We start from the raw sequence: 20,093 nt of genomic DNA, 5'->3' as shown, positions 1-20,093 counted from the left end.
TCTCCGCGTGATACGTTGTCAAAGATGCGACGACATATTCAACCCGTTGAAGTGCACCGGTACGCGGCGCCTCCTCCGGGGGACCGTATCGGTCGCTACCGTCGGTTCGCACGACGTCACTCACGCGATCGCCGTCAATCGCCCACCGTCGGTCGGTACTCTCGGCTGATCGCCTTCCAGCGGTTCGAGCGGAACCGCCAGAAGTTCACCACCATCGGGACGGCCGTCTCCGCGAGGAGCGCGAGCAGGAGGCCAGTGATTCCGAGCACCGGGACGACGGTTCCGAGCCACGCGACGGGGACGGCCACGAGATACAGCCCCGCGAGCGCCGAAACGAACGGAATCCGCGTGTCGCCCGCACCCCGCAGCGCGCCCGTGATCGAGCCGTCGATCCCCATTGCCACGACGCTCACGGCCGCGACGCGAACGAACTGCGCCGAGAGGGCTCGGTTCTCGGCCTCGGTCACGAAGACGCCGGCGATGGGGTCGGCGAAGACGACCACAATGGCGGCAGCGAATACGTACACCACCGCCGAGAGTCGGACGATGCCCCAGCCGTACGCTTCGGCCTCCGTCTCCTCGCCCGCACCGAGTTCCTGGCCCACGAGCGTCGACGCCGCGATGGAGAACCCCCAGGAGAAGCTCGCGAGCAGCGCGCGGACCTGTCGGCCGATCCCGATGGCCGCGACGGCCACCGGACCGAACGTCGCCGCGATGGCCAGGAGGGGGAAGACGACCAGCCCCTGCGCGGCCCGCCGGGCCACGAGCGGCGTCGAGACGCGCGCGATCTGCCGGAGCAGTTCGGCGTCGAATATCGGTCGTTCGAGCGTGAGGGGGACCGGACTCGCGCCGCGCCCCCGAACGTAGTTCCGACCGGTCATCCCCCACGAGAAGGCGACCGTCACGAGCGCCGTCGCGAGCGCGGTTCCCAGCGCCGCCCCGGCGACGCCCATATCGAGTCCGAGGACGAACGTGGCCGAGAGCGCGATGTTGGCCACGGCACCGCCCGCGCGGGCCGCCATCGGCGTGACCGTGTCGCCGACGCCCGCGTACGTTCGGCTGGCGATCAGGTTCAGGAACTCGAAGACGAGGCCGGGCGCGACGACCGCGAGGTACGTCGCGCCGTGGCCGATGCTCGTCGGGTCGTCGCCGACGAGGCCGACCAGTGGCTCGGCCGCGAGACCGAAGAACGCGACGATCGGAATTCCGAGCAGGATCGAGAGGACGACGCTCAGTCGAACGACCGACGCCGCGCGTTCGACGTCGCCGCCGCCGTAGTTCTGGGAGACGAGCGAGACGGTCCCCCCGGCGAGGCCGATCGCGAGGAACTTCGCGACCATCCAGAAGGCGTTCGCGAGCGTCAGCCCCGCGACCGCCGTCGGCCCGATGACGAGACCGACGAGCGCGAGGTCCACTGTCCGCTTCGACATAATCGCGAAGCCGGTGACGACCCGCGGCCACGCCAACTCGACGGTCGCGTCGAGTCGCCGCTCGTCGATGACGCCCGCGCGGGCCAGGGCTCGGGCGAGTTTCGATCCGATTCGGCGGAGCCGTGACACAGTCGAAAGAAGTCGCCGCCGGGGCTAAGAGATTCCGTTCGCGGATGGAGCGGCCGGAGTGAAGAACGAATCTGTGTCACAAGCATCGCCGCGCGGAGCGCGGTGTTCACCGCGAGCGGCCTTTTTCCCTCTAGGTTTTTGCACGGTGGGTTCCCGCAGCGGCGCGTAGCGCCGCGAGGAAACCCACCGCTGGAAAAAGGTAGGTGTTTAGTCGTCGTCGCTCTCGGCGGCCGCGACCTCACCGCCCGCCGCGGCCTCCTCCCCGCGTTCGAGTTCTTCGAGGTAGTCGTCGGCGTCGAGGGCGGCCTTCACGCCCATCCCGCCGGCGGTGGCGGCCTGCTGGTAGTGGAAGTCGACGACGTCGCCCGCGCCGAAGATGCCGGGGACGTCCGTCGCGGTCTGGCCGCCGCCCTCGCCGCCCTTCGCCTTCAGGTAGCCGTCGTCGTCGAGTACGACGCCCGTCCCTTCGAGGTAGCCCGTGTTCGGCGTGTGACCGATCGCGTAGAACACCGCGCCGACGTCGAAGTCGAACTCCTCGGTGTCGGGGTCGTCGAGTTTGTCGGTCGGGCGGCCCTCGGGGTGCTCGACGAGCGTGACGTGGTCGACGCCCTCCTCTCTGCTCCCGTGGAGTTCCGTGACCTCGGTGTTGCGCATAATCTCGATCTCGCCCGCCTCGACTTTCTCCATCACGCGGTCGATCCAGTAGTCCTCTGCGCGGAATTCCTCGCGGCGGTGGACGATGTAGACGGTCGAGGCGAACTTGGTGAGGAAGTTCGCCTCCTCCATCGCGGCGTCGCCGCCGCCGATGACCATGATCTTCTCGTCGCGGAAGAACGCGCCGTCGCAGGTCGCACACGTCGAGAGGCCGTAGCCCATCAGGTCGTCTTCGCCGGGGATGCCGAGCGTTCGCGCCGAGGCACCCGACGCGGCGATGATCGCGTCGGCCGTGTAGACGTCGCCGTTCTTGAGACGCACCGTGAACGGCCGCTCCTCGGAGTCGACGGACTCGATGATGCCGTTCTTTATCTCCGCGCCGAAGCGCTCGGCCTGTTGCTTCATGTTCTGGACCAGTTCGGGGCCGGAGATGCCCTCGGGGAACCCGGGGTAGTTGTCGACTTCGGTCGTCAGGGTGAGCTGGCCGCCCGGCTCGTCGCCCTCGAAGACGAGGGGTTCGTTGTTCGAGCGTCCGGCGTAGATCGCCGCGGAGAGTCCCGCGATACCCGAGCCCGCGACGATGAGCGGTCGGTGTTCGACGACGTCGTCGGCGTCTGCTGTCATGTCTTCCCCTATGTCGGACCCGCCCTTTTAGATTCCGCTGTCGTGCGCGCCGCCCGTCAGACTGTATTGTGCATAATATTCAATACTGTATCGCAGTCGGTGGTCTTCTTACCGCCGGAGCAACGACTCGGACGCATGCCCGCGGATCTGATCGAGAAGACCGACCGCTACGAGGGGATGTTCGCCGACGCGCTCGCGGCGGCCGAAGTCGCCGTCCCGCCGTCGACGCCGCTTGGCGGGGCGGCCGAGGAAATTCGGGAGATGGCGCTGTCGTATCTGGAGGACGGCCGGCACTTCCGCGAGAGCGACGACCCCGTGAACGCGCTCGCGGCCTTCTCCTACGGCTACGGGTGGCTCGACGCCGGCGTCCGCTTGGGACTGTTCGACATCCCCGACGAGACGCACCTGTTCACGACCGAGTGAGGGATCTCCCCACAGAAAAAGCCGCGAGGCCTACTCGAAGCGGAACGACGGGCCGTCGTCGCTGTCCTGGACCTCGACGCCGAGGGCGGCGAGGTCGTCGCGGAGTTCGTCCGCGCGCTCGTAGTTGCCGGCCTCGCGCTCGGCCGCTCTGATATCCAAGACGAGTTCGACGAGCTCCTCGGCGAGCGTGACCGTCCCGTCGCTCCCGGCGTGGCCGAAGGACAGGCCGAAGACGTCGCCACCGAGTTCCTCGAACGCCTCGACGGCCTCCCGGAGCGCCCAGAAGTCGTATTGTTCTCCCTCGTCGACGTGGCGGTTCACCGCCGTCGCGAGTTCGAGCAGCGCCGCCATCGCCTCGCGGACGTTGAAGTCCTCGTTCATCGCCGCTGTGAACGCCTCGCGCGTCTCCGTGAGCGACTCCCGGAACGCCTCGTCTTCGACTTTCGCGTACGCGTCGGTGCTGTCACAGGCCTCGACGGCGGCCTCGTAGGCGCGTTCGAGTCGCTCCCAGCGCTCTTCGGCCTCGCGCATCTCGTCCTCGCCGAACGTCTGCTCGCTGCGGTAGGCGGTCGAGCAGTAGAAGGTACGGACGACGTCGACGCCGTACTCCTCCAGGGCGTCCGCGACGGTGAGGAAGTTCCCGAGGCTGGAAGACATCTTGTCGCCGGCGGTCTGCAGGAGGCCGACGTGGAGCCAGTAGCGGGCGAACTGCTGGCCCGTGGCGGCCTCGCTCTGAGCGATCTCGTTCTCGTGGTGCGGGAACACGAGGTCGCGGCCGCCGACGTGGATGTCGATGGTGTCGTCGAGGTGCGTCATCGACATCGCCGAGCACTCGACGTGCCAGCCGGGTCGTCCCTCGCCCCACGGCGACGCCCAGGTCTGCCCGCAGGCGTCGTCGATTTCGGGGAGGTCCGCGTGGCGGTGTTCGGCGATGTCGTCGGGGTCGACCGCGCCGGCCTTCCAGAGCGCGAAGTCCGCGGGGTGGTGCTTCTCCGAGCGCTCCTCGTCGACGCCCTGGGACTCGATCTCGTCGAGCCGTTGGTTCGAGAGCTTTCCGTAGTCCTCGAAGGCGGTGACGTCGAAGTACACCGAGCCGTTCGACTCGTAGGCGTAGCCCCGGTCGACGAGGGTCTCGACGAGGTCGATGATTTCCGGGACGTGCTCGGAGACGCGGGGATAGACCTCGGCGCGCTTCAGGTTGAGGCCGCGCATATCTCGGATCACCTGCGAGGTGAAGTGCTCGGCGACCGCCTCTTCGCTCTCGCCGAGGTCGTCCTCGCCGATCCGGGCGACGATCTTCTCGTTGACGTCGGTGAAGTTCTCGACGTGGCGCACGTCGTACCCCTCGTGAGACAGCCAGCGGTGCATCACGTCCGCCTGCGCCCACAGGCGCGCGTGACCGAGGTGAGCGTCGTCCGAGACCGTGAGCCCGCAGACGTACAGCAGGACTTCGTCGTCGTTCCGCGGCTCGAACTCCTCGCGTTCGCCCGTCAGGGTGTTGGTCACGGACAGCGTCATCACCGTCACCTTCTCCGGTCGCGTTTTTCAACCCGTCGGAACGGCCGGTGGCGTCCGGGAGTCACCCGATCGCACGCCGTCGTGCGATCGCGGGGGCACAGACTTGCAAACGCTATTAGAGTCGGACTCCGAGATCGGTGACCGTCCAGGTTCCCACGATTCGACGACGGGGAGAACTCTTTACTCGGTGTTGAAACAACATCTAGATATGAGTGCTGAACGCGGAAAAGGGACGGTCGCGATCGTCGGTGGCGCGGGTGCAGTCGGTTCGAGCACCGCCTTCACCCTGATGGACAGCGGCGTGGTCGGCGAGATCATCCTAGTCGACATCGACGACGAGCGCGCGGCGGGAGAGGCGATGGACCTCGACCACGGCGCGTACTTCACCTCCTCGGTCCGCGTTCGGACGGGCGACTACGAGGACTGCTGGGACGCGGACCTCGTGGTCATCACCGCTGGAGCCAGCCAGAACTCAGGCGAGACCAGACTGGAACTGATGGAGCGCAATGCCGGGATATTCGCCGATATGGTCCCGGAGATCACCGCGGGGTTGAACGACGATGCCGTGGTTCTCGTCGTCACCAATCCGGTCGACGTCCTCGCGCACGTAACCTGGGCGGTGTCGGACCTCCCGGCCGATCGAGTGATCGGGTCGGGCACCGTCCTCGACACCGCACGCTTCCGCCACGCCCTGAGCCGGGAGTTCGACCTCGATCCGGCGAACGTCCACGCGTACGTGATCGGCGAGCACGGCGACAGCGAAGTGCTCGTCTGGGAGTCGGCGAACCTCGGCGGCGTCCCGTTCGAGCAGTACTGCGCGCACCGCGGCGTCGCGGACGTCGACGCCCTCAGAGACCGCATCGGTGACGACGTCCGCAACGCCGCCTACGAGATCATCGAGCGCAAGGAACGGACGAACTACGGCGTCGCCCGCTCTGTGACGGCGACTGCCGAACGGATCCTCGGCGACGACAACTCGATCCTCACCGTCTCGACGCTCGCTGACGGTCAACACGGGATCGAGGACGTCTACCTCAGCCTTCCCTGTACTGTCAACCGCGGCGGCGTGCGCGACGTCCTCGAATTCGACCTCTCGGATGCGGAGCAGACCGAACTGGAGGAGTCCGCGGCAGTGATCCGCGAATCGCTCGATCGCCTGGATCTCGACGCACTCGCGGGCGACTGAAACTCCGACCACCGGCGCGGGCGATTGAAACTCCGACCGGGTCCGCCGTCGACCGCCCGCGCAGCCGCTCAGCCCGGAACCGACTCCAGCGCCGACTCGACGAGCCGGAGCGCGTTCGCACCGTCGCGCCGCGGGACCACCACCACGAGTTCGTCGCCCGAGACTCCGGCGGCGTCAACGACGACGTTTTCGGCGGCCAGGCGTTCGACGACGGCCGCGAGCGCAGCCGAGTCCACCTCGCCCGCCACGACGACGGCAGTCAGACTGCCGTCCGTGGTGACGATCGCGGCGTCGCCGACCGAGAGCAGCGTTTCGGTGTCGTTCGACGTCGCTTCCGACCTATCATCTTCGACGTCGACGCCCGCGAGACCGACGCCGCTTCTCATCCGCACGGTGACGTCGCGTTCGACGGAGTCCGTGGGCGAGAGGTCCTCGGCGAACCGACGGAGCGCCGTCGCGATCGAGTCCGTGTCGCCCTCTACGTCGAGCGACTCGGCGGCGGCCGTGTAGTTCACGACGCCCGCTCGGAGCGCACGCAGGAGCCACGGGCGGGCCCGAACCGCGGTCCGCGTCTCGGCGGCGAGTGACATACGCCCCGACACGAACCTCGGGGAGAAAAATCCGCGGGTCGGGATGCATCGGACACAGCAGCGGATCCGGCGGATCCGATGCGTCCGCGAGCCGAAGCCGATCGTGAAAATTTGGCTATCGAATCGCGAAAATTCGTTCGCGGAACCCGAAGTCCATAAGGGCGTTCCGTCCTCTGAGTCACATATGCAAGCGCTGGTCATCGTGGCACACGGGTCGCACCTCAACCCCGACTCGTCGGCACCGACGCACGCCCACGCGGACACGATCCGCGCGACGGGCGCGTTCGACGAGGTGAAGACGGGGTTCTGGAAGGAGGAACCATCCTTGAGAGAGGTCCTCCGGACCGTCGAGTCCGACGAGGTCTACGTCGTCCCGCTGTTCATCAGCGAGGGGTACTTCACCGAGCAGGTCATCCCGCGAGAGCTCCGGCTCTCGGGGTGGGACGTCTCCGCCTGGGGCTCCGACGGACTGAGCGCGGACACGGCGACGTTCACCGCCGAGGACACCGGCCAGACGATCCACTACTGCGGGCCGGTGGGGACGCACGAGGCCATGACCGACGTCATCGTCCGCCGGGCCGAGACGGTAACCGGCGACCCCGACGTCGGCGAGGGATTCGGGCTCGCGGTCGTCGGCCACGGCACCGAGCGAAACGAGAACTCCGCGAAGGCCATCGAGTACCACGCCGACCGGATTCGCGAGACGGGGCGGTTCGAGGAGGTACAGGCGCTCTACATGGACGAGGAACCGGAGGTCGACGACGTCACCGACTACTTCGAGAGCGAGGACGTCGTCGTCGTGCCGCTCTTCGTCGCCGACGGTTTCCACACTCAGGAGGACATCCCGGAGGACATGGGCCTGACCGACGACTACCGGACCGGCTACGATATCCCCGCCGAGGTCGACGGCCACCGCATCTGGTACGCCGGGGCCGTCGGGACGGAGGGGCTGATGGCCGACGTGGTGCTGGAACGCGCCGCCGACGCCGGCGCGGACATCGACTCCGCCATCGCAGCCGTGCGAGAACAGACCCGCGAGACCGACGTTGACGGCGAGACGCCGGCGGCGGGTGACTGACGTGGGATCCACACCGCTCGACGTGCGCGACGAGCAGCTCGACGCCTTCTGTGACCGCCTGCGAACGAACCCCGAACCGATCGAGTTCGACGGCCTCCGCGCGACCGCGAGCGACGACGGCGAGACGTTCGCGGTCGAAACCCCGGAGACGCGCACCGGAGACCTCTCGGAAGCAGAACTGCGTGGGGTCGCGAGCGAGGGCGACGTCGCGCCGTACGTCACCAACTGGTACTACTGGCAGGAGGTCGTCGGCCACCGCGGTCGGCACCGTCGGGCGTTCCTCCGCCACGCCGAGGCCGCCCACGAACACGCCGTCCCGGAGCGCTACGACGCGCTCGAATCCGGGATGGAGACCGAGTGGGGCGAGATCGTCGTGACCGCGACGCTCGCATCGGCCGGTCGCCGCCGGTACGAGATCCGTCACGCCGACGATACCGGAGTCGAGATCGGAGAACTGGACGCCCACGGCGACCCGCTCGACGCTCGGGAGATCGCGACGTACGACCATCGCGGACGGTACCGACCCCTGAAGACCGCGCCGTCGCTCGTGTCGGGGTGGGTCTTTCCGGACCTCGACGGCCGCGACGCCGTCGAGACGCTCGACGTCTTCTATCCGGCTTCCGTCGCCAACTGGAACCTCGAACGCGAGGGCGACCTCGACGTGACTCACTGGCGGGAGACCGCCGAGCGGCAGACGGGGATCTACGACGTCATCGAGGACCTCGATCCCGACGCGGTCGAGTGGGTCGCCGAGGCCTGCTGCGTCGACTCCCAGTGCCTCAAGCGCCGGGAGTGGGAGTACGACGGCGGGCACGGACTCGAAGCCGACGGGGGCGCGGGTGCGTTCCCCTGCAGGGAGCCCTGTTCGCTCGTCGTCGCCGCCGCCCGCAAGTGGACGAAGTTAGAGGAGGAGGAGACGCACACCTACGAGTTCGACCTCACGCCGTCGGAGAAGGAACAGGTCGAGGCCATCGTCGACGCCGTCGCCGACGGCCGCACCGAAGATATCCGCGAGGCCGACGTCTACGAGGGCGCGAACCGCTACCGGGCGCGGTTCCTCCGCGCGAAGCGCTTCGACGAGGACGGGAACCTGTCGGGGACGCCGACGAAACCCGACGAAGACGGGATGGACGGCCACCACGGGGACCACGGCGACGACCACTGAGTCGGCACGTCGCGGTCGGTCCACCAATCGGGCGGCCCTGAACGCTTACCGCTCGTCGAGCAGCCGCTCGGCGTGTTCGGCCGACTGCGCCCGTTTCCAGCGGACCTGTTCGGCCTCGCCGTAGGCGATCTCCTCGCGGAGTTCCTCCGGCAACAGGCCCGCAGTCGCCCGGAGGACGGTGCCGTCACCGTCGCCGAACTCGATCAGCGCGTACGCGTCGGGGGCGGACCCGACCGTCCCGCGGGTCAGCGGTTTCCAGCGCTTTCTCAGTGCCATTAGGACTCTTGGGCGCCCTCGGTGCGTTCGGTGTCGCCGCTGCGCTGGTCGTCGTCGGTGTCGACCGCGTGTTCGGCGTCGTCTGTGTCGGTCACGTCACTGGTCGCGCGGTCTCCGACCACGAACTCGTAGGACTGCTCGCTCCAGTCGTCTTCGACGAAGACGAACACGCGACCGCGAGCGATCTCGGGGTCGGCCTCGACCTCGGTGCGCATCCCACCGGGGCGGCGGACGGTGACCCCCGGGAAAATCTCCTCTGCTTCGCCGTCTTCGAGGACGACACGGCCGACGCCGGTCGCTTCGAGGATGTCGTCGTGGGTCTTGAGGTCGTTGACGTACAGCATCACGCCCTCGGTCTCGGTGGGGTCGGTGACGAGGACGTGTGTCTCCTTCTTCGGGGGCGTGGTGAGCGTGTCGGTAACGGGCTCCGGAACGCCCCGGTACAGCGTCGTCCGGCCGTCGGTGTACTCCACCTCGACGCCGTGATCGAGGAGTTCGACGCCGACGGTGCTCGGTGGGACGTCGTTGCGCGCGCTCATACCGTTCCGTTCGGACGGCCCGCTCAAAAGGGACGCGATGGCGGGATCGAGAGGCTGCGGAGCCCTGGGCTTTCGACGGCGACAGCTCCAGACGCGCGAGGCGCAGCCGTTTTGTCCGCGGGTCGCGATCGGTTGGTCGTGACAAGTAACGGCACCGAGACGCCCGATACCGACCGCCTGATGTACGAGGATCTCGCTGTCGGCGACCGATTCGAGGCCGAGCGGACGGTCACGTTCTCCCGCGAGGGTATCGTCGACTTCGCCGCCGACTACGACCCCCAACCGTTCCACCTCGACGACGACGTCGACGACGCGTCGCCGTTCGACGGCCTCGTCGCGAGCGGACTCCACAGCTACTGCGTCTGCAACCGCCTCGCCACGGAGGCGTTCTTCGGACGCGTCGCCTTCTTGGGCGGCCGCGGCGTCGACGACCTGCGGTGGCATCGCCCCGTGAAACCGGGTGATACGCTCACCGTTGCAGTGGAAGTCGTGGACAAGCGACCGTCTGAGTCCGACCCCCGTCGAGGGTACGTCGATGTAGACGTCACCGGACAGACCCCCGAGGGCGATGCCGCCGTCACCTGGCGCGTACTGGGGATGATCCAACGGGGAGGCTCGGCAGCGACATCGGAGGAGTGACGTCGCCGTCAGACATCGCGTGTCAATCGCTACTCCTTTTACGTCGGTCGATAGCATACAGATATGCACGGCCACGCAGTCGCGTTGGGGGCGGGGACGGTGCTGAACGCCCTCTCGACGGGGACCGGGTCGGCCTTCGCTATCGACGCCGAGACGACCGCCAGCGTCGAACTCGACGATTCCGGGACGATAACGGGCGAAATCGCCGAGGAAGTCGACGCCGATACCCGTCTCATCGAGCGCTGCGTCGAACTCGCGGTCGAGACCTACGGCGGCGACGACGCGCCGTCGGGAGGATCGGTACGAACCGAGAGCGACGTCCCGATGGCCGCGGGGTTGAAGAGTTCGAGCGCCGCCGCGAACGCGGCGGTTCTCGCCACTGCGGACGCACTCGGAGTCGATCCGGACCGGCTCGAAGCGTGTCGGCTCGGGGTTCGGGCGGCCCGCGACGTCGGCGTCACCGCAACCGGCGCGTTCGACGACGCCTCCGCGTCGATGCTCGGTGGGGTCACGGTCACCGACAACGACGCCGACGAGGTGCTCGCCCGCGACGAGGTGACCTGGGACGTCCTCGTCTGGACCCCCGACGAACGCGCCTACAGCGCCGATGCCGACGTCGAGCGGTGTGCGAACGTCGCCCCGATGGCCGAACTGGTCGCCGATCTCGCCCTGGAGGGCCGGTACGCCGTGGCGATGACCGTGAACGGGCTGGCGTTCTCGGCGGCGCTCGGCTTCTCACCCCAGCCAGCCGTCGAGGCGATGCCGCACGTGGCCGGGGTGTCGCTTTCAGGGACTGGACCGAGTGTCGTCGCCGTCGGCGACGAGACGGGACTCGATCGCGTCCAGGAACTGTGGGACGAACGCAGCGGACGAACGTGGCGAACGACCACCCGGAACGACGGAGCTCGAATACAATGACTCGAAACGAATACACCGCATCCGAAGAAGACCCGTCGCTGGACGAACTACGCGAGGAGATCGAAGATATCGATCGAGAGATCGTCGAACTGATCGCACGACGGACCTACGTCGCCGACTCGGTCGCACAGGTGAAAGCCGAAAAAGATCTGCCGACGACCGACGAGGGACAAGAAGATCGCGTGATGGAGCGCGCGGGGCGAAACGCCGAACAGTTCGACGTGGACTCGAACCTCGTGAAAGCCGTGTTTCGACTCCTTATCGAGTTGAACAAGGTGGAGCAGCGTGAATCTCGATAGCATACCGCACCTATTCTACTGCCCCAGTCTTCCGTTAACCGTTCCCAGTGGGTGAATCTCGTAATCGTTACTTTTGAACATCGGCTCGTTCCGACCTGTGAACCCAGCCGATTTTCCTGCGGGTGTGATCGCACCTACGTTTCCAGACGAGCCCGTATCCGGGAATCACACTTAACTCGCAGATCCGTCTCTCATTCGCTGCCCCTCGTAAGGAGTTCTCCCCACCCCGGCGAAACTGATTTGATAATACGATAGTAACACGCACGTATGTCTGAAGCGGTCACGGGAAACGACGGGGACGACGAAATCGTCACGGTGAATTTCAAAGTTACGCAGTCGTTCCTTGACGAGATAGACGACACGTGGCAGGGACGCGGTTTCAACAGTCGGAGCGAGTTCATTCGATACACGCTTCGGGACTCGACCGAGTTCCCGACGTTCGACCGCGACGAACTCGTGGCGCTCCTCAAAGCGGAGGAAGACATCCGCGAGGGACGAACTATGAGTGCGGACGACGCCCGCGAGCGATTCGGCACGGACGGCGATGAGTGACGACGACTGGGACGTGGGAACTCGGATCGAAGGCGCAGGACGACCTCGCTGCGCTCGCTCAAGACGAACAAGACCGGATTCTGGACAAACTCGACGAAATCGTCGATTCACCGTGGCGAGACCCACCGGATTACGGCGAACCGCTACAGAACAGTCCGCACAAGAAGGTGCGTGTCGGCGAGTTCCGGTTGTCCGTGACGTTCCGACGGAACGAACAGCGGGTGATAGTCGCTCGAATCAAACGTCCCGGTGGTGCCTACACCGCCGACGACGATTGACTGTTCTCGTCAGATAGCGGCAAGATACGCAGAATCTATAACATCAGTTTGTGACCTGAACAAGTTGAGCAACGAGAGTCTCGCTAAAGTTCCTTTAGACCGAGACTGTATTCGAGCGCTGCATCAACTTCTGCCAGACGGGCATCCGCGACGGTGCCGATATTGTCCTTAATCCGATGCTCGATTGAAACCGTGCGAATCTGACTACAGAGGGCAACCGAATCCTCTCTAAGCGGAGACTCCGCAGCCGTGACGAGTACCTCGAACGGGTACGGTTTGTCTCCTCGGGACGTCGTGAACGGAACGACGATAGTTGTGGGGGCGTTCTCATTCCCGACGTCGTTCTGGACGACCAGACACGGTCGGGTTCCTCGCTGTTCGGAGCCTTCTGTTGGGTCAAGTTCTACGATAACGATGTCACCGCGGCGAACGTCCATCAGCTACCACTCAGGGGCATCGCCGAGGTGCTCGTCTGCTTCGCGAGACACGCCACCCATCTCCGCTGAGAGCGCTTTGGCCTCTGCCGCGCGTCGCCGGTACCCTTCGGCGAGTTCCTCTCGACCTACGGGTTTTTCGATGGTAATTTTCCCGTCTTCTTCGTGAACAAGTACTACGTCACCACCGTGGATATTCAGTTCTTCTCGCAGTTCTTTCGGGAGGGTGACCTGCCCCCGTTCGCCGACTTTCCGCTCTTGACCCCCAGTCATACATATTCATATCTTATTCATATCCAAATCCCTTTCGGCCGGATGCAGAGGTGAGATAAGAGAACTACTATCGACACTGTGTGAGTGTAATTTCGGCCGTATACTGGATTTCAGTTACCTGAACAAGGTCGAACAGTATGAAAATCGATAGGAAGTCACCGACCGCGTCCGTGCCATCAGTTAGATGGGCAGGTCTCATCGAAGCAACACCCAGTAGAGGTTCGAGACCGAATCCGTGGGTTTAAATTAACCCACGCCGGTATCCCACAGTGAGGGCGCTTAGCTCAGTTTGGACAGAGTGCTTGGCTTCGGACCAAGTTGTCGCGGGTTCAAATCCTGCAGCGCCCATGGCTTAACAACCCGAATCGTTCCTAATCGGAATCCGTCCGTAGGGGCGTTCTTTTCCGCAGTTTCACCCGTTCCAGAGATTCGAGAGTGGCGCTCTCAGCGGAGCCAATCCCGTCACGATACGCGGGTCCGAGCAGTCGGGCGGTCGGTTTCGCAAACTCGGGGTGGTAGCCGATGATGGATCTCTCGAGGAGCTCCTCGGAGAACCCCTCCCAGTGTCGCCACTGCGGCTCCCACGTGAGCCGGGACTTCGCGAGGACCTTCGGCGACGAGGACGGTCGGATCCACCGCTGTCTCGCTTGCGACAGCCGCGCCCGGCTCCAGAAGGGCTCCGGCGCTGGTCAGGACGTCCGCTACCCCGACCCCGAGGACCAGCAGGGTCGGAACCACGGTCCTCGTGTGCGCGCTACTGAGCGCCTCATCGTAGGAGGTGATGACGGGTGACTCCCAACGGGATCGGCCTTCCCGAAGGGGGTGACCCACGTTGACGCAGTGTTACGACTGCGGTCAGCGGATCACCCGCCCGGGGAAGGCCCGGGTGCGTCTCCTCGGTGAAGTCTACGCGATCGTCGTCTGTCTCCAGTGCCGGCCGAAACATCCCTCTCGCCGGATGTACAGCCCGAAACAGGGCCTGCCGTCACAGCCGAAAGTCCGGATCCCGGGCGGTGAGCGTCGATGAGTTCCGACGTCTCTCCCCGTCGGGCTCGGGCGAAAGAGATCGGCGTCGACGTCGAATTCCTCGTGGTCGATGCGCTCGGTCCGGTTCGGATCGCTGACGAATCCCACGCGTTCTACGATGCCGTCACGACTGACGTCCTCGCTCCGGACACCGTCGCCGGCGACGTCCCGATCCGGTTCGGCGTTCCGCTCGTCGAGGCCGGGATCGAGATCGAGACCAAGAGCGCGAAGCGTCGCACGTCGAACGGCGGCGGTCAAACGATCCGCGGACGGTGGCTCTTCAAGGGGTGCGACGACGGACAGCACGCGGCGCTGCTCGACGCGAACGCCTACTACGCGCTGTCGGTCTACGACGACGTCGACGGAGATCGGGAACTGCTCGCGGTCGCCGTGGTCCCCGCCTCGATCGTCGACGAACTCCTCGAAGGCTCGTGGTACTCGATCGACCGCGACGAGGGAACGCTCGCCCGGCTCTCCTGGAGCCGGATCTTCGATAGCCTCGGAGGTGAGGAGCGGTGATCCGGACGACGTACTTCTCGGCGCTCGCGAACGGCGACGTCGAGCCCGCTCCGGATTCGAAGGTCCTCGCGGTCGTCCGTCGTGATCCGCCCGAGTGGACCGAGGACCTCATCGATCGCCACGTGCCGGCCCTCGCACCGCCGGAGCGTCTCCTCGACCCGTACAAGACCGTCGAGGAGGCCGCCGACGAGGCCGACGAGGAGAACCCTCGGCGGATCGCCTGGAACAGCGTCGGATTCGAGGACCGCTTTCACGAGTATCTCGATAAGGGAACGACCCAGCAGGTCCTAGAAGCGGTCGAACAGGAGGCCTCTCAGCGCGCCGTGTGGCTCGTCTGCTGGGAAGCGTCCGAACAGTGGTGCCACCGACGCCTCCTACGCGAGCGGCTCCAAGAGGAAGCCCAGCGGACGTTCTCGACTGACGTCTCGCTCCCGCCGAAGGAGAGCGACTACCCGGGACACCGTGTCGACGAGATCGCGTGCGAGCCCGGCGAGCACGAACTGATCGCCGGACCCACTCCGCACACCCTCGTCTGCTCGAACTGCGGTCTCGGTCTGGGAACGCTCGTCGATCAACTCGGTCACGATCCACGCGGATCGGGAGGTGATCGCGAGTGAGCGATCCCTTCGGCGACGAGTTCCTCGATGCTCTCGAAGACGCCGACCCGGTCACCGACGACGACGAGGACTCGGTCTCTTCGGAGATCGAACAGTCCGAAGCCGATCAGCTCCGTTCGGAAGCACGGTCCGATGGCTCCGAGATCGAGACGGATCCGGTCGAGGCCGACCGTGATCACGACGAACACTACACTCGTTTCGACGCGAGTTGTCCGTGGTGTCGGGTCGGCTTCGAAGACGTCGCCGACGCGAAAGCCCACGACGACTGTCCGAAGGAACCCATCTCAGTCTGTCGGTACTGCGGGGAGGAACTCACGCGGCGCGACGACCGAGAGAGCCACATCTACTCGTGTGAGGCGTACAAGCGGGAGGTTCGGAACCACCGCGCCCACGCGATGCGAGGCGGTGACGGCGCGAAGACCGGCTCGTCCATCCGGCCGTTTATCGAAGGACAGCCCCACGAGTTCAGCGCCTACCTCAAGTACGACGACGCGCTGAGTACCTACTTCGGCCTCGTCACGCTCTATAAGATGCACGACTTCGAGGAGTACGGCCGTCTCCGTGCCGGTCTGGAGTTCGGTGGCTCTGAGTGGAATGTCGAGTTCGGCTACAAGCCCTGTGGGATCCGCGCCCCCGAGGAGGATACTGACCTCGGTCGGTGGGACTGGCGGCTCGACGATCCCCTGGAGTTCTCGGTCTACGTCTATCCCACCGGCTACGAGTCCTACGAAGACGCGAAGCAGGAGAACCGAAAGCGGGCGTACTTCGGGATCTCACCGCGCTGGCCGGACATCGAATCCGAGAGCGGAGAGACGATCTCGAATCCCTACGACCTCCTCGGAATCGATGTCGACGTGAAGGGAAGTTACTTCGAGTTCGAGGAGTACGGGGATCTGTTCCCCGCCGCGCTCGACGTCCTCCGCGATCGACAGCGCGAGTTCGACTGGAACTCCTACACGTCGATCGACGTCGAAGCGTGTGACTCCGAGCAGATTCACGAGTCCACGAACATCATCGACGCGGAGTACTACGTTCGGGTAAAGAAGGGCGAGAGCGGTCGGGTCTACGCGTTCGACGGGACGCTCCACCGGATCGCGACGCTGCTCGGACGAGAGCGCCGCGGCTACGCGAAGACCGTTCGAGACGATCGCGAGTGCGAAGGGTACTACCACACGGCGACGATCGGGGCGATGCGCGCCGCCGAGGTCGTCGGCGGTCACCAGCTCCCGAAAGAATTCAAGCACTACCATATGCGGAACCCCGATGCTGTCGAGGGTACGAACCTGGAGAACCCGAAGATCGGAGTGTCGTTCCAGCACGGCCTCTACGACGAGACGCTTCGCTGGGACGACCTCGATCGCCTCGATCGCGAACTCGACGAGGGACTATTGAACCTGCTCCAGTGGTCGGACCTCCCGGTCACTCCAGATCATCAACTGTTCGTCGCGGATGACTACTTCGAGGTCACGGGCTCGCGTCGGTTCCGGAAGGTGATCGACGACCCACTGCCGCGGATTGAGCAGGAGCAAGACGAGGAAATCCGACGGTTCGCCGTCGCGGGAAACCTCACCGAGACCGACGTCGACCTGGTCGACGAGCTGCTGACCGACGGCGGCGAGATCTCGCCTGCGGAGTTAGCCGAGCGGATCGGCTGTCACATCTCGACGGCCTACAAGTCGCTGAAGCGGCTCGGCTCGCTCGTCTACCGCGAGTACGGTCACGTAGAACTTGCCTCGAAGCATATCGCGAAGGGAGTCGTAAAGCGGCTCGGGTCGGCTCGCAGTGCTTTAGAGAACACACTGGAGGAGGCTGCTGACAAGATCGTGCGCGCCGAGACCTACGGCGACGAGTCGAATCCATGGAGTCGGTGGCTGGATCACTACGTCGACGAGATCGAGGAGAACGCGGGGAGTGCGGATCGCGATCACCTGGAATTCGGCTGGAAGCCCAGCGACCGGCGCGATGCGAAGCGTCTCATCCGCGCCGGCGCTGGGAAGTGGGCTCAGGTGACCGGCTCGGATATGGGCGAGTTCGCGAGAGAGTTCGAGGTCTCGATTGAACTCGTCGAGGGCGATCGCGTCGAGTTCGACTGGCGCGATCTGAAGGAACTGCTGCCACGCACGTACTCGCTGACGGCTGCGTACGGGTAGTCGGCGGCGACTCGTGAGTGGCAACACTACTTCTCGGTCGATTCTCCGGTGATTCTTTCCGCGTCTGCGACCGTACCTTTCTGATTCTTGACTCTTTTACCGACGTCGTCGACGGCGATCGCGAGCGCCGGCCGTCGCGCTTTCGCGGGGGTACCCCACTTCTCGGTTAGGAGTGTGATCAAGGGATCACCCAACCAGATTACCGGAGTCTTCGCTTCGCTCAGACTCCAGATGAAACAGCCGAAACGGAGGTCGGCGCGCCTACTCGGCGCGCCTCGCCGCGCGCAAAAATTTCGTGAGAACGACGTCGGTTAGAACGGAAGCCGATCGCGAGTGGATCCGAGGAGAGCGATCACGAAGAGGACCACAATGACGCCAGTAAACAGGTACTCCGTCGACCGGACGAGCTCGCCCCACGGACCGCCGATCTCGACGAGGATCCACCCGAGGAGCGATCGACGACAGCCGTACGCCCACCGCCCGCACGATCGGAACAGTATGTGAAAGACGAGAGGGACGCCTAAGAACACCGCGAGGATCGCCGTCTTTGCTTTCTCTATCATCTTAGCTCACCGCCTCAACGACCCACCGGAACGCCCTCCGCGCGGGTTCGGTCCCGCGCTCGATCGCGACCGAGACGCCCTCGCGTACGTGGTCGAACGCGACGCCCGGGTTTGGATCCGCCCATCCGAGCGCGATCGCGACCGCGAGCACGGTCAACGACGCGACTACGTACGCGACTACGGCCGCGCTCATCGCCGCCGCTTGCGAGCCGATCCGCTTGGCCCGGAGCAGATAGAACGCGATCAGGATGCACGAGGCCGCCGCGACAGCGCTCCCCTTGAGCCCGATCATCCGAAGGACCTCGATGATCGCGGACATAGCTCAGTCCTCGCTGTTTCCGAGATCCAGCGTCACCTGAGTGTCTGGCGTCGTCGCCGCTTTCCGACGCTGGTAGAGGTAATACCCGAGGAGCGCGATTCCCGAGAGAACCACGAGCCCGCCGTACTCCGAGAGAACGACCTCGAGCGCCCCGAGCACCGAGCCCGGACGGATCGCCTCGAGAGCGGCGACGGCGGAGATCCCCATCGCCGGACCGAGCACCCACCACGGGATATCGGCGCGCGTCCGCTCCTGGAGTTGCCACAGTCCGACGAACACGGCCGCCGCCGCGATCGCCGCTCCGAGCCCCCCGGCGACGGAGTCTCCGAGCGCGAACACCAGCGTATCGAACATCGACGCGAGCGTTCCCGGAGCGACCAACTCCACCGCCGCGATCGCGACGACCGTCGAGCCGACTAGGAGGACCGCGTTCCCGCGGATCCCGCGAGCGCCACCGAAGCGCCGACCGACGTAGAAGAGCCCCGCGACGGAGATCCCGACGACCGGCACGACCAGGACGAGTGGCGCGCCGACGTCACGCTCGATCGGAGCGCGGCCCTGGATCCCGGCCCCCGAGGCGTCTATCTGTCGGATCGTATACGCCTCGTTGTTCCCGTCAGTCGTGAACTCGACGGGGCTCTCGGCACGATCGGCGTCGATCTCTCGATCCTGAGTCTCGGACCACAGAACATAGCGCTCGCCGGTGAGCGTGTCGTAGTACGTCACGTCGACCGTCGACGCGCCGCTCGTGTTCCCCTCGCGGATCCGGAACCGCGGCTCGTCGACGTCCTCGATCACGACCTCCGAGGCTCCCGACTCCGGCACGACGTTAAGCGGAGCCGTCCGCACGCGCGCCGTTGAGCCGACCGACGCGTCCGGGAGCTGGAGCGCTTGTCCGCCGCCGCTCTCGACGACGGCGAACGATCCGCCCGACCAGGACTCTTCGGTCGTATGGTGGATCCGATCCGAACCGGAGACGTCGATCTCGAAGCCCTCCGATCGATCAACGATCTCGATCTTCGAGTCGAGCGAGTCGCCCGCGACGGTCGGATCCGTCACCTGGATCTCTCCGTGCGGCGTGCGGACCTTCCGACCGACTGCCCGGACCTCCACCGTGTCGGAGCTCTCGACCGAATCGAGCTCGACGGTCAGCGTCGTGTTGTCGTGAATCCAGTTGCCCGCGGGCTCCCACGAGCCACCGTTCCGACGGACCTCCACCGCGCCGATATCGACGACCTCGCCGTCGAAGGGAATCGAGAGCCTCGGGTTCTCCGTCGCGTCGCCGAACGTGTGCGAGATGTTGTAGCGTTCGCTCCACGCTTCCGCGGAGTAGTCAACGGTTTGCTCGTCGGTCGCCTCGTGGGAGAGCTCGAGGCCGACGCTCGCGGGAGGAGCATCGTCGGAGAGCGTACCGTCGCCGACCGAGACGTTCACTCGGTTCGCCCCATCCTGGAGCGCCGACGAGGGGATCGAGAGCGACGTCGTCTCCCCGTCAGTGAGAGTCCCCGAGTGAGAGACGCTCTCTCCGTTAAGTTCGACAGCCGGATCGCTCGTAACCGTCGCTTCCGTGATATCCGCGGAGACCGTCACGGGACTCCCCGATCCCGAGACGGACCACGAGTCGTCGGAGAGGGTCGGGTCGATCGTCGCGGACTCCGTTTGCCCGCTCGTGAGCAGTCCCGAGTGAGACACTTCGGAAGTCCCGTCCTCATCGATGTCGACACTCGGATCGAGAGCCCCGTCGACCTCCTCGACCTCGATCGAGTAGTCCGCGATCATCGCCGGAGCATCCGAGGAGACGGATGCCATCCCGAGACTGACAGCGTTCGATCCCGAGTCGAGCGAACTCGGAGCGAACGACAGCGTAGCAGTCTCTCCGTCTCCGAGTTGTCCG

22 protein-coding genes, 1 tRNA gene and 2 pseudogenes are annotated in these 20,093 nt (G+C 65.5%); 14 read left to right on the top strand and 11 right to left on the bottom strand.

All coding sequences use genetic code 11. The features are described from left to right. Positions 1-134: 134 nt before the first annotated feature. Both NO876_RS14105 and NO876_RS14100 read right to left on the bottom strand, forming a co-directional pair. Positions 135-1,559 (bottom strand): MATE family efflux transporter, encoded by a 1,425-nt coding sequence (locus NO876_RS14105; RefSeq protein WP_256422305.1) that lies wholly within the window; start codon positions 1,557-1,559, stop codon positions 135-137. A gap of 207 nt (positions 1,560-1,766) precedes the next feature. Next, a complete protein-coding gene (locus tag NO876_RS14100; protein WP_256422304.1) occupies positions 1,767-2,837 on the bottom strand; it encodes an NAD(P)/FAD-dependent oxidoreductase in 1,071 nt (356 codons plus the stop codon). A 135-nt stretch (positions 2,838-2,972) separates the two neighbouring features. Here NO876_RS14100 and NO876_RS14095 point away from each other — a divergent pair, with 135 nt between their 5' ends. Further along, positions 2,973-3,260, top strand: coding sequence for a DUF357 domain-containing protein (locus tag NO876_RS14095; protein ID WP_256422303.1), 288 nt, complete (start codon positions 2,973-2,975; stop codon positions 3,258-3,260). 30 nt (positions 3,261-3,290) lie between these two features. On the opposite strand, the gene cysS is transcribed toward NO876_RS14095, so the two are convergent. Next, a complete protein-coding gene (gene cysS / locus NO876_RS14090; RefSeq protein ID WP_256422302.1) occupies positions 3,291-4,778 on the bottom strand; it encodes a cysteine--tRNA ligase in 1,488 nt (495 codons plus the stop codon). Between the two features lie 208 nt (positions 4,779-4,986). Between cysS and NO876_RS14085 the strand changes: the two genes are divergently transcribed. Next, entirely contained in the window at positions 4,987-5,964 is a 978-nt protein-coding gene (locus NO876_RS14085; RefSeq protein WP_256422301.1) for an L-lactate dehydrogenase, read from the top strand. Positions 5,965-6,032: 68 nt separating this feature from the next. Here NO876_RS14085 and NO876_RS14080 read toward each other — a convergent pair whose 3' ends face one another. Continuing rightward, positions 6,033-6,554: a DUF7523 family protein gene (locus NO876_RS14080; protein ID WP_256422300.1), complete on the bottom strand. Its 522-nt coding sequence runs from the start codon at positions 6,552-6,554 to the stop codon at positions 6,033-6,035. 184 nt (positions 6,555-6,738) lie between these two features. Here NO876_RS14080 and NO876_RS14075 point away from each other — a divergent pair, with 184 nt between their 5' ends. Then, on the top strand, positions 6,739-7,632 hold the full coding sequence (locus NO876_RS14075) for a CbiX/SirB N-terminal domain-containing protein (protein WP_256422299.1): 894 nt from the start codon (positions 6,739-6,741) through the stop codon (positions 7,630-7,632). 1 nt (position 7,633) lies between these two features. Further along, positions 7,634-8,797, top strand: coding sequence for a DR2241 family protein (locus NO876_RS14070; RefSeq protein ID WP_256422298.1), 1,164 nt, complete (start codon positions 7,634-7,636; stop codon positions 8,795-8,797). Positions 8,798-8,842: 45 nt separating this feature from the next. Here NO876_RS14070 and NO876_RS14065 read toward each other — a convergent pair whose 3' ends face one another. Then, entirely contained in the window at positions 8,843-9,073 is a 231-nt protein-coding gene (locus NO876_RS14065; protein ID WP_256422297.1) for a DUF7508 domain-containing protein, read from the bottom strand. Next, positions 9,073-9,612, bottom strand: coding sequence for a DUF5796 family protein (locus NO876_RS14060; RefSeq protein ID WP_345780765.1), 540 nt, complete (start codon positions 9,610-9,612; stop codon positions 9,073-9,075). Before NO876_RS14060 ends, NO876_RS14065 begins: the two co-directional genes overlap by 1 nt. Before the next feature lie 138 nt (positions 9,613-9,750). Here NO876_RS14060 and NO876_RS14055 point away from each other — a divergent pair, with 138 nt between their 5' ends. The 5 genes and pseudogenes from NO876_RS14055 to NO876_RS14035 all read left to right on the top strand — a co-directional run bounded on the left by NO876_RS14055 (position 9,751) and on the right by NO876_RS14035 (position 12,298). Further along, positions 9,751-10,251, top strand: a complete 501-nt coding sequence (locus NO876_RS14055; protein WP_256422296.1) for a MaoC/PaaZ C-terminal domain-containing protein — start codon at positions 9,751-9,753, stop codon at positions 10,249-10,251. A gap of 63 nt (positions 10,252-10,314) precedes the next feature. Continuing rightward, positions 10,315-11,169 (top strand): shikimate kinase, encoded by an 855-nt coding sequence (locus NO876_RS14050; RefSeq protein WP_256422295.1) that lies wholly within the window; start codon positions 10,315-10,317, stop codon positions 11,167-11,169. After that, on the top strand, positions 11,166-11,468 hold the full coding sequence (locus NO876_RS14045; protein WP_256422294.1) for a chorismate mutase: 303 nt from the start codon (positions 11,166-11,168) through the stop codon (positions 11,466-11,468). Before NO876_RS14050 ends, NO876_RS14045 begins: the two co-directional genes overlap by 4 nt. Positions 11,469-11,735: 267 nt before the next feature. Beyond that, positions 11,736-12,020 (top strand): ribbon-helix-helix domain-containing protein, encoded by a 285-nt coding sequence (locus tag NO876_RS14040; RefSeq protein ID WP_256422293.1) that lies wholly within the window; start codon positions 11,736-11,738, stop codon positions 12,018-12,020. Beyond that, positions 12,013-12,298: pseudogene (locus NO876_RS14035) on the top strand (type II toxin-antitoxin system RelE family toxin). The gene NO876_RS14040 and the pseudogene NO876_RS14035 overlap by 8 nt, the downstream one beginning before the upstream one ends. 83 nt (positions 12,299-12,381) lie before the next feature. Here the strand turns inward: NO876_RS14035 and NO876_RS14030 are convergent. Further along, a complete protein-coding gene (locus tag NO876_RS14030; RefSeq protein WP_256422291.1) occupies positions 12,382-12,735 on the bottom strand; it encodes a type II toxin-antitoxin system PemK/MazF family toxin in 354 nt (117 codons plus the stop codon). Positions 12,736-12,738: 3 nt separating this feature from the next. Continuing rightward, on the bottom strand, positions 12,739-13,005 hold the full coding sequence (locus tag NO876_RS14025; protein WP_256422290.1) for an AbrB/MazE/SpoVT family DNA-binding domain-containing protein: 267 nt from the start codon (positions 13,003-13,005) through the stop codon (positions 12,739-12,741). 273 nt (positions 13,006-13,278) lie between these two features. Here NO876_RS14025 and NO876_RS14020 point away from each other — a divergent pair. The 5 genes from NO876_RS14020 to NO876_RS14000 all read left to right on the top strand — a co-directional run bounded on the left by NO876_RS14020 (position 13,279) and on the right by NO876_RS14000 (position 17,317). Then, a tRNA-Arg gene (locus NO876_RS14020) sits at positions 13,279-13,353 on the top strand. Between the two features lie 177 nt (positions 13,354-13,530). Continuing rightward, positions 13,531-13,797, top strand: coding sequence for a DUF7563 family protein (locus tag NO876_RS14015; protein ID WP_390278808.1), 267 nt, complete (start codon positions 13,531-13,533; stop codon positions 13,795-13,797). 231 nt (positions 13,798-14,028) lie between these two features. Next, on the top strand, positions 14,029-14,550 hold the full coding sequence (locus NO876_RS14010) for a PD-(D/E)XK family putative nuclease (protein WP_256422288.1): 522 nt from the start codon (positions 14,029-14,031) through the stop codon (positions 14,548-14,550). Further along, the gene (locus tag NO876_RS14005; RefSeq protein ID WP_256422287.1) at positions 14,547-15,167 is read left to right on the top strand and encodes a DUF488 family protein, N3 subclade; all 621 of its coding nucleotides are present in this window, start codon (positions 14,547-14,549) and stop codon (positions 15,165-15,167) included. The genes NO876_RS14010 and NO876_RS14005 overlap by 4 nt, the downstream gene beginning before the upstream one ends. Further along, entirely contained in the window at positions 15,164-17,317 is a 2,154-nt protein-coding gene (locus tag NO876_RS14000; RefSeq protein WP_256422286.1) for a DUF7845 domain-containing protein, read from the top strand. Before NO876_RS14005 ends, NO876_RS14000 begins: the two co-directional genes overlap by 4 nt. A 311-nt stretch (positions 17,318-17,628) precedes the next feature. Here NO876_RS14000 and NO876_RS13995 read toward each other — a convergent pair whose 3' ends face one another. The 3 genes and pseudogenes from NO876_RS13995 to NO876_RS13985 all read right to left on the bottom strand — a co-directional run. Next, positions 17,629-17,880, bottom strand: a complete 252-nt coding sequence (locus NO876_RS13995; protein ID WP_256422285.1) for a hypothetical protein — start codon at positions 17,878-17,880, stop codon at positions 17,629-17,631. Between the two features lies 1 nt (position 17,881). After that, on the bottom strand, positions 17,882-18,199 hold the full coding sequence (locus tag NO876_RS13990; protein ID WP_256422284.1) for a hypothetical protein: 318 nt from the start codon (positions 18,197-18,199) through the stop codon (positions 17,882-17,884). Positions 18,200-18,202: 3 nt separating this feature from the next. Continuing rightward, a pseudogene (locus tag NO876_RS13985) lies at positions 18,203-20,093 on the bottom strand (hypothetical protein); the annotation flags it as partial.

This window comes from Halobellus rarus, from assembly GCF_024494595.1.
GTDB classification, from domain to species: domain Archaea; phylum Halobacteriota; class Halobacteria; order Halobacteriales; family Haloferacaceae; genus Haloquadratum; species Haloquadratum rarum.
Note: the sequence above shows the minus strand (reverse complement) of the source record. Positions and strands in the feature narration are given on the sequence as shown.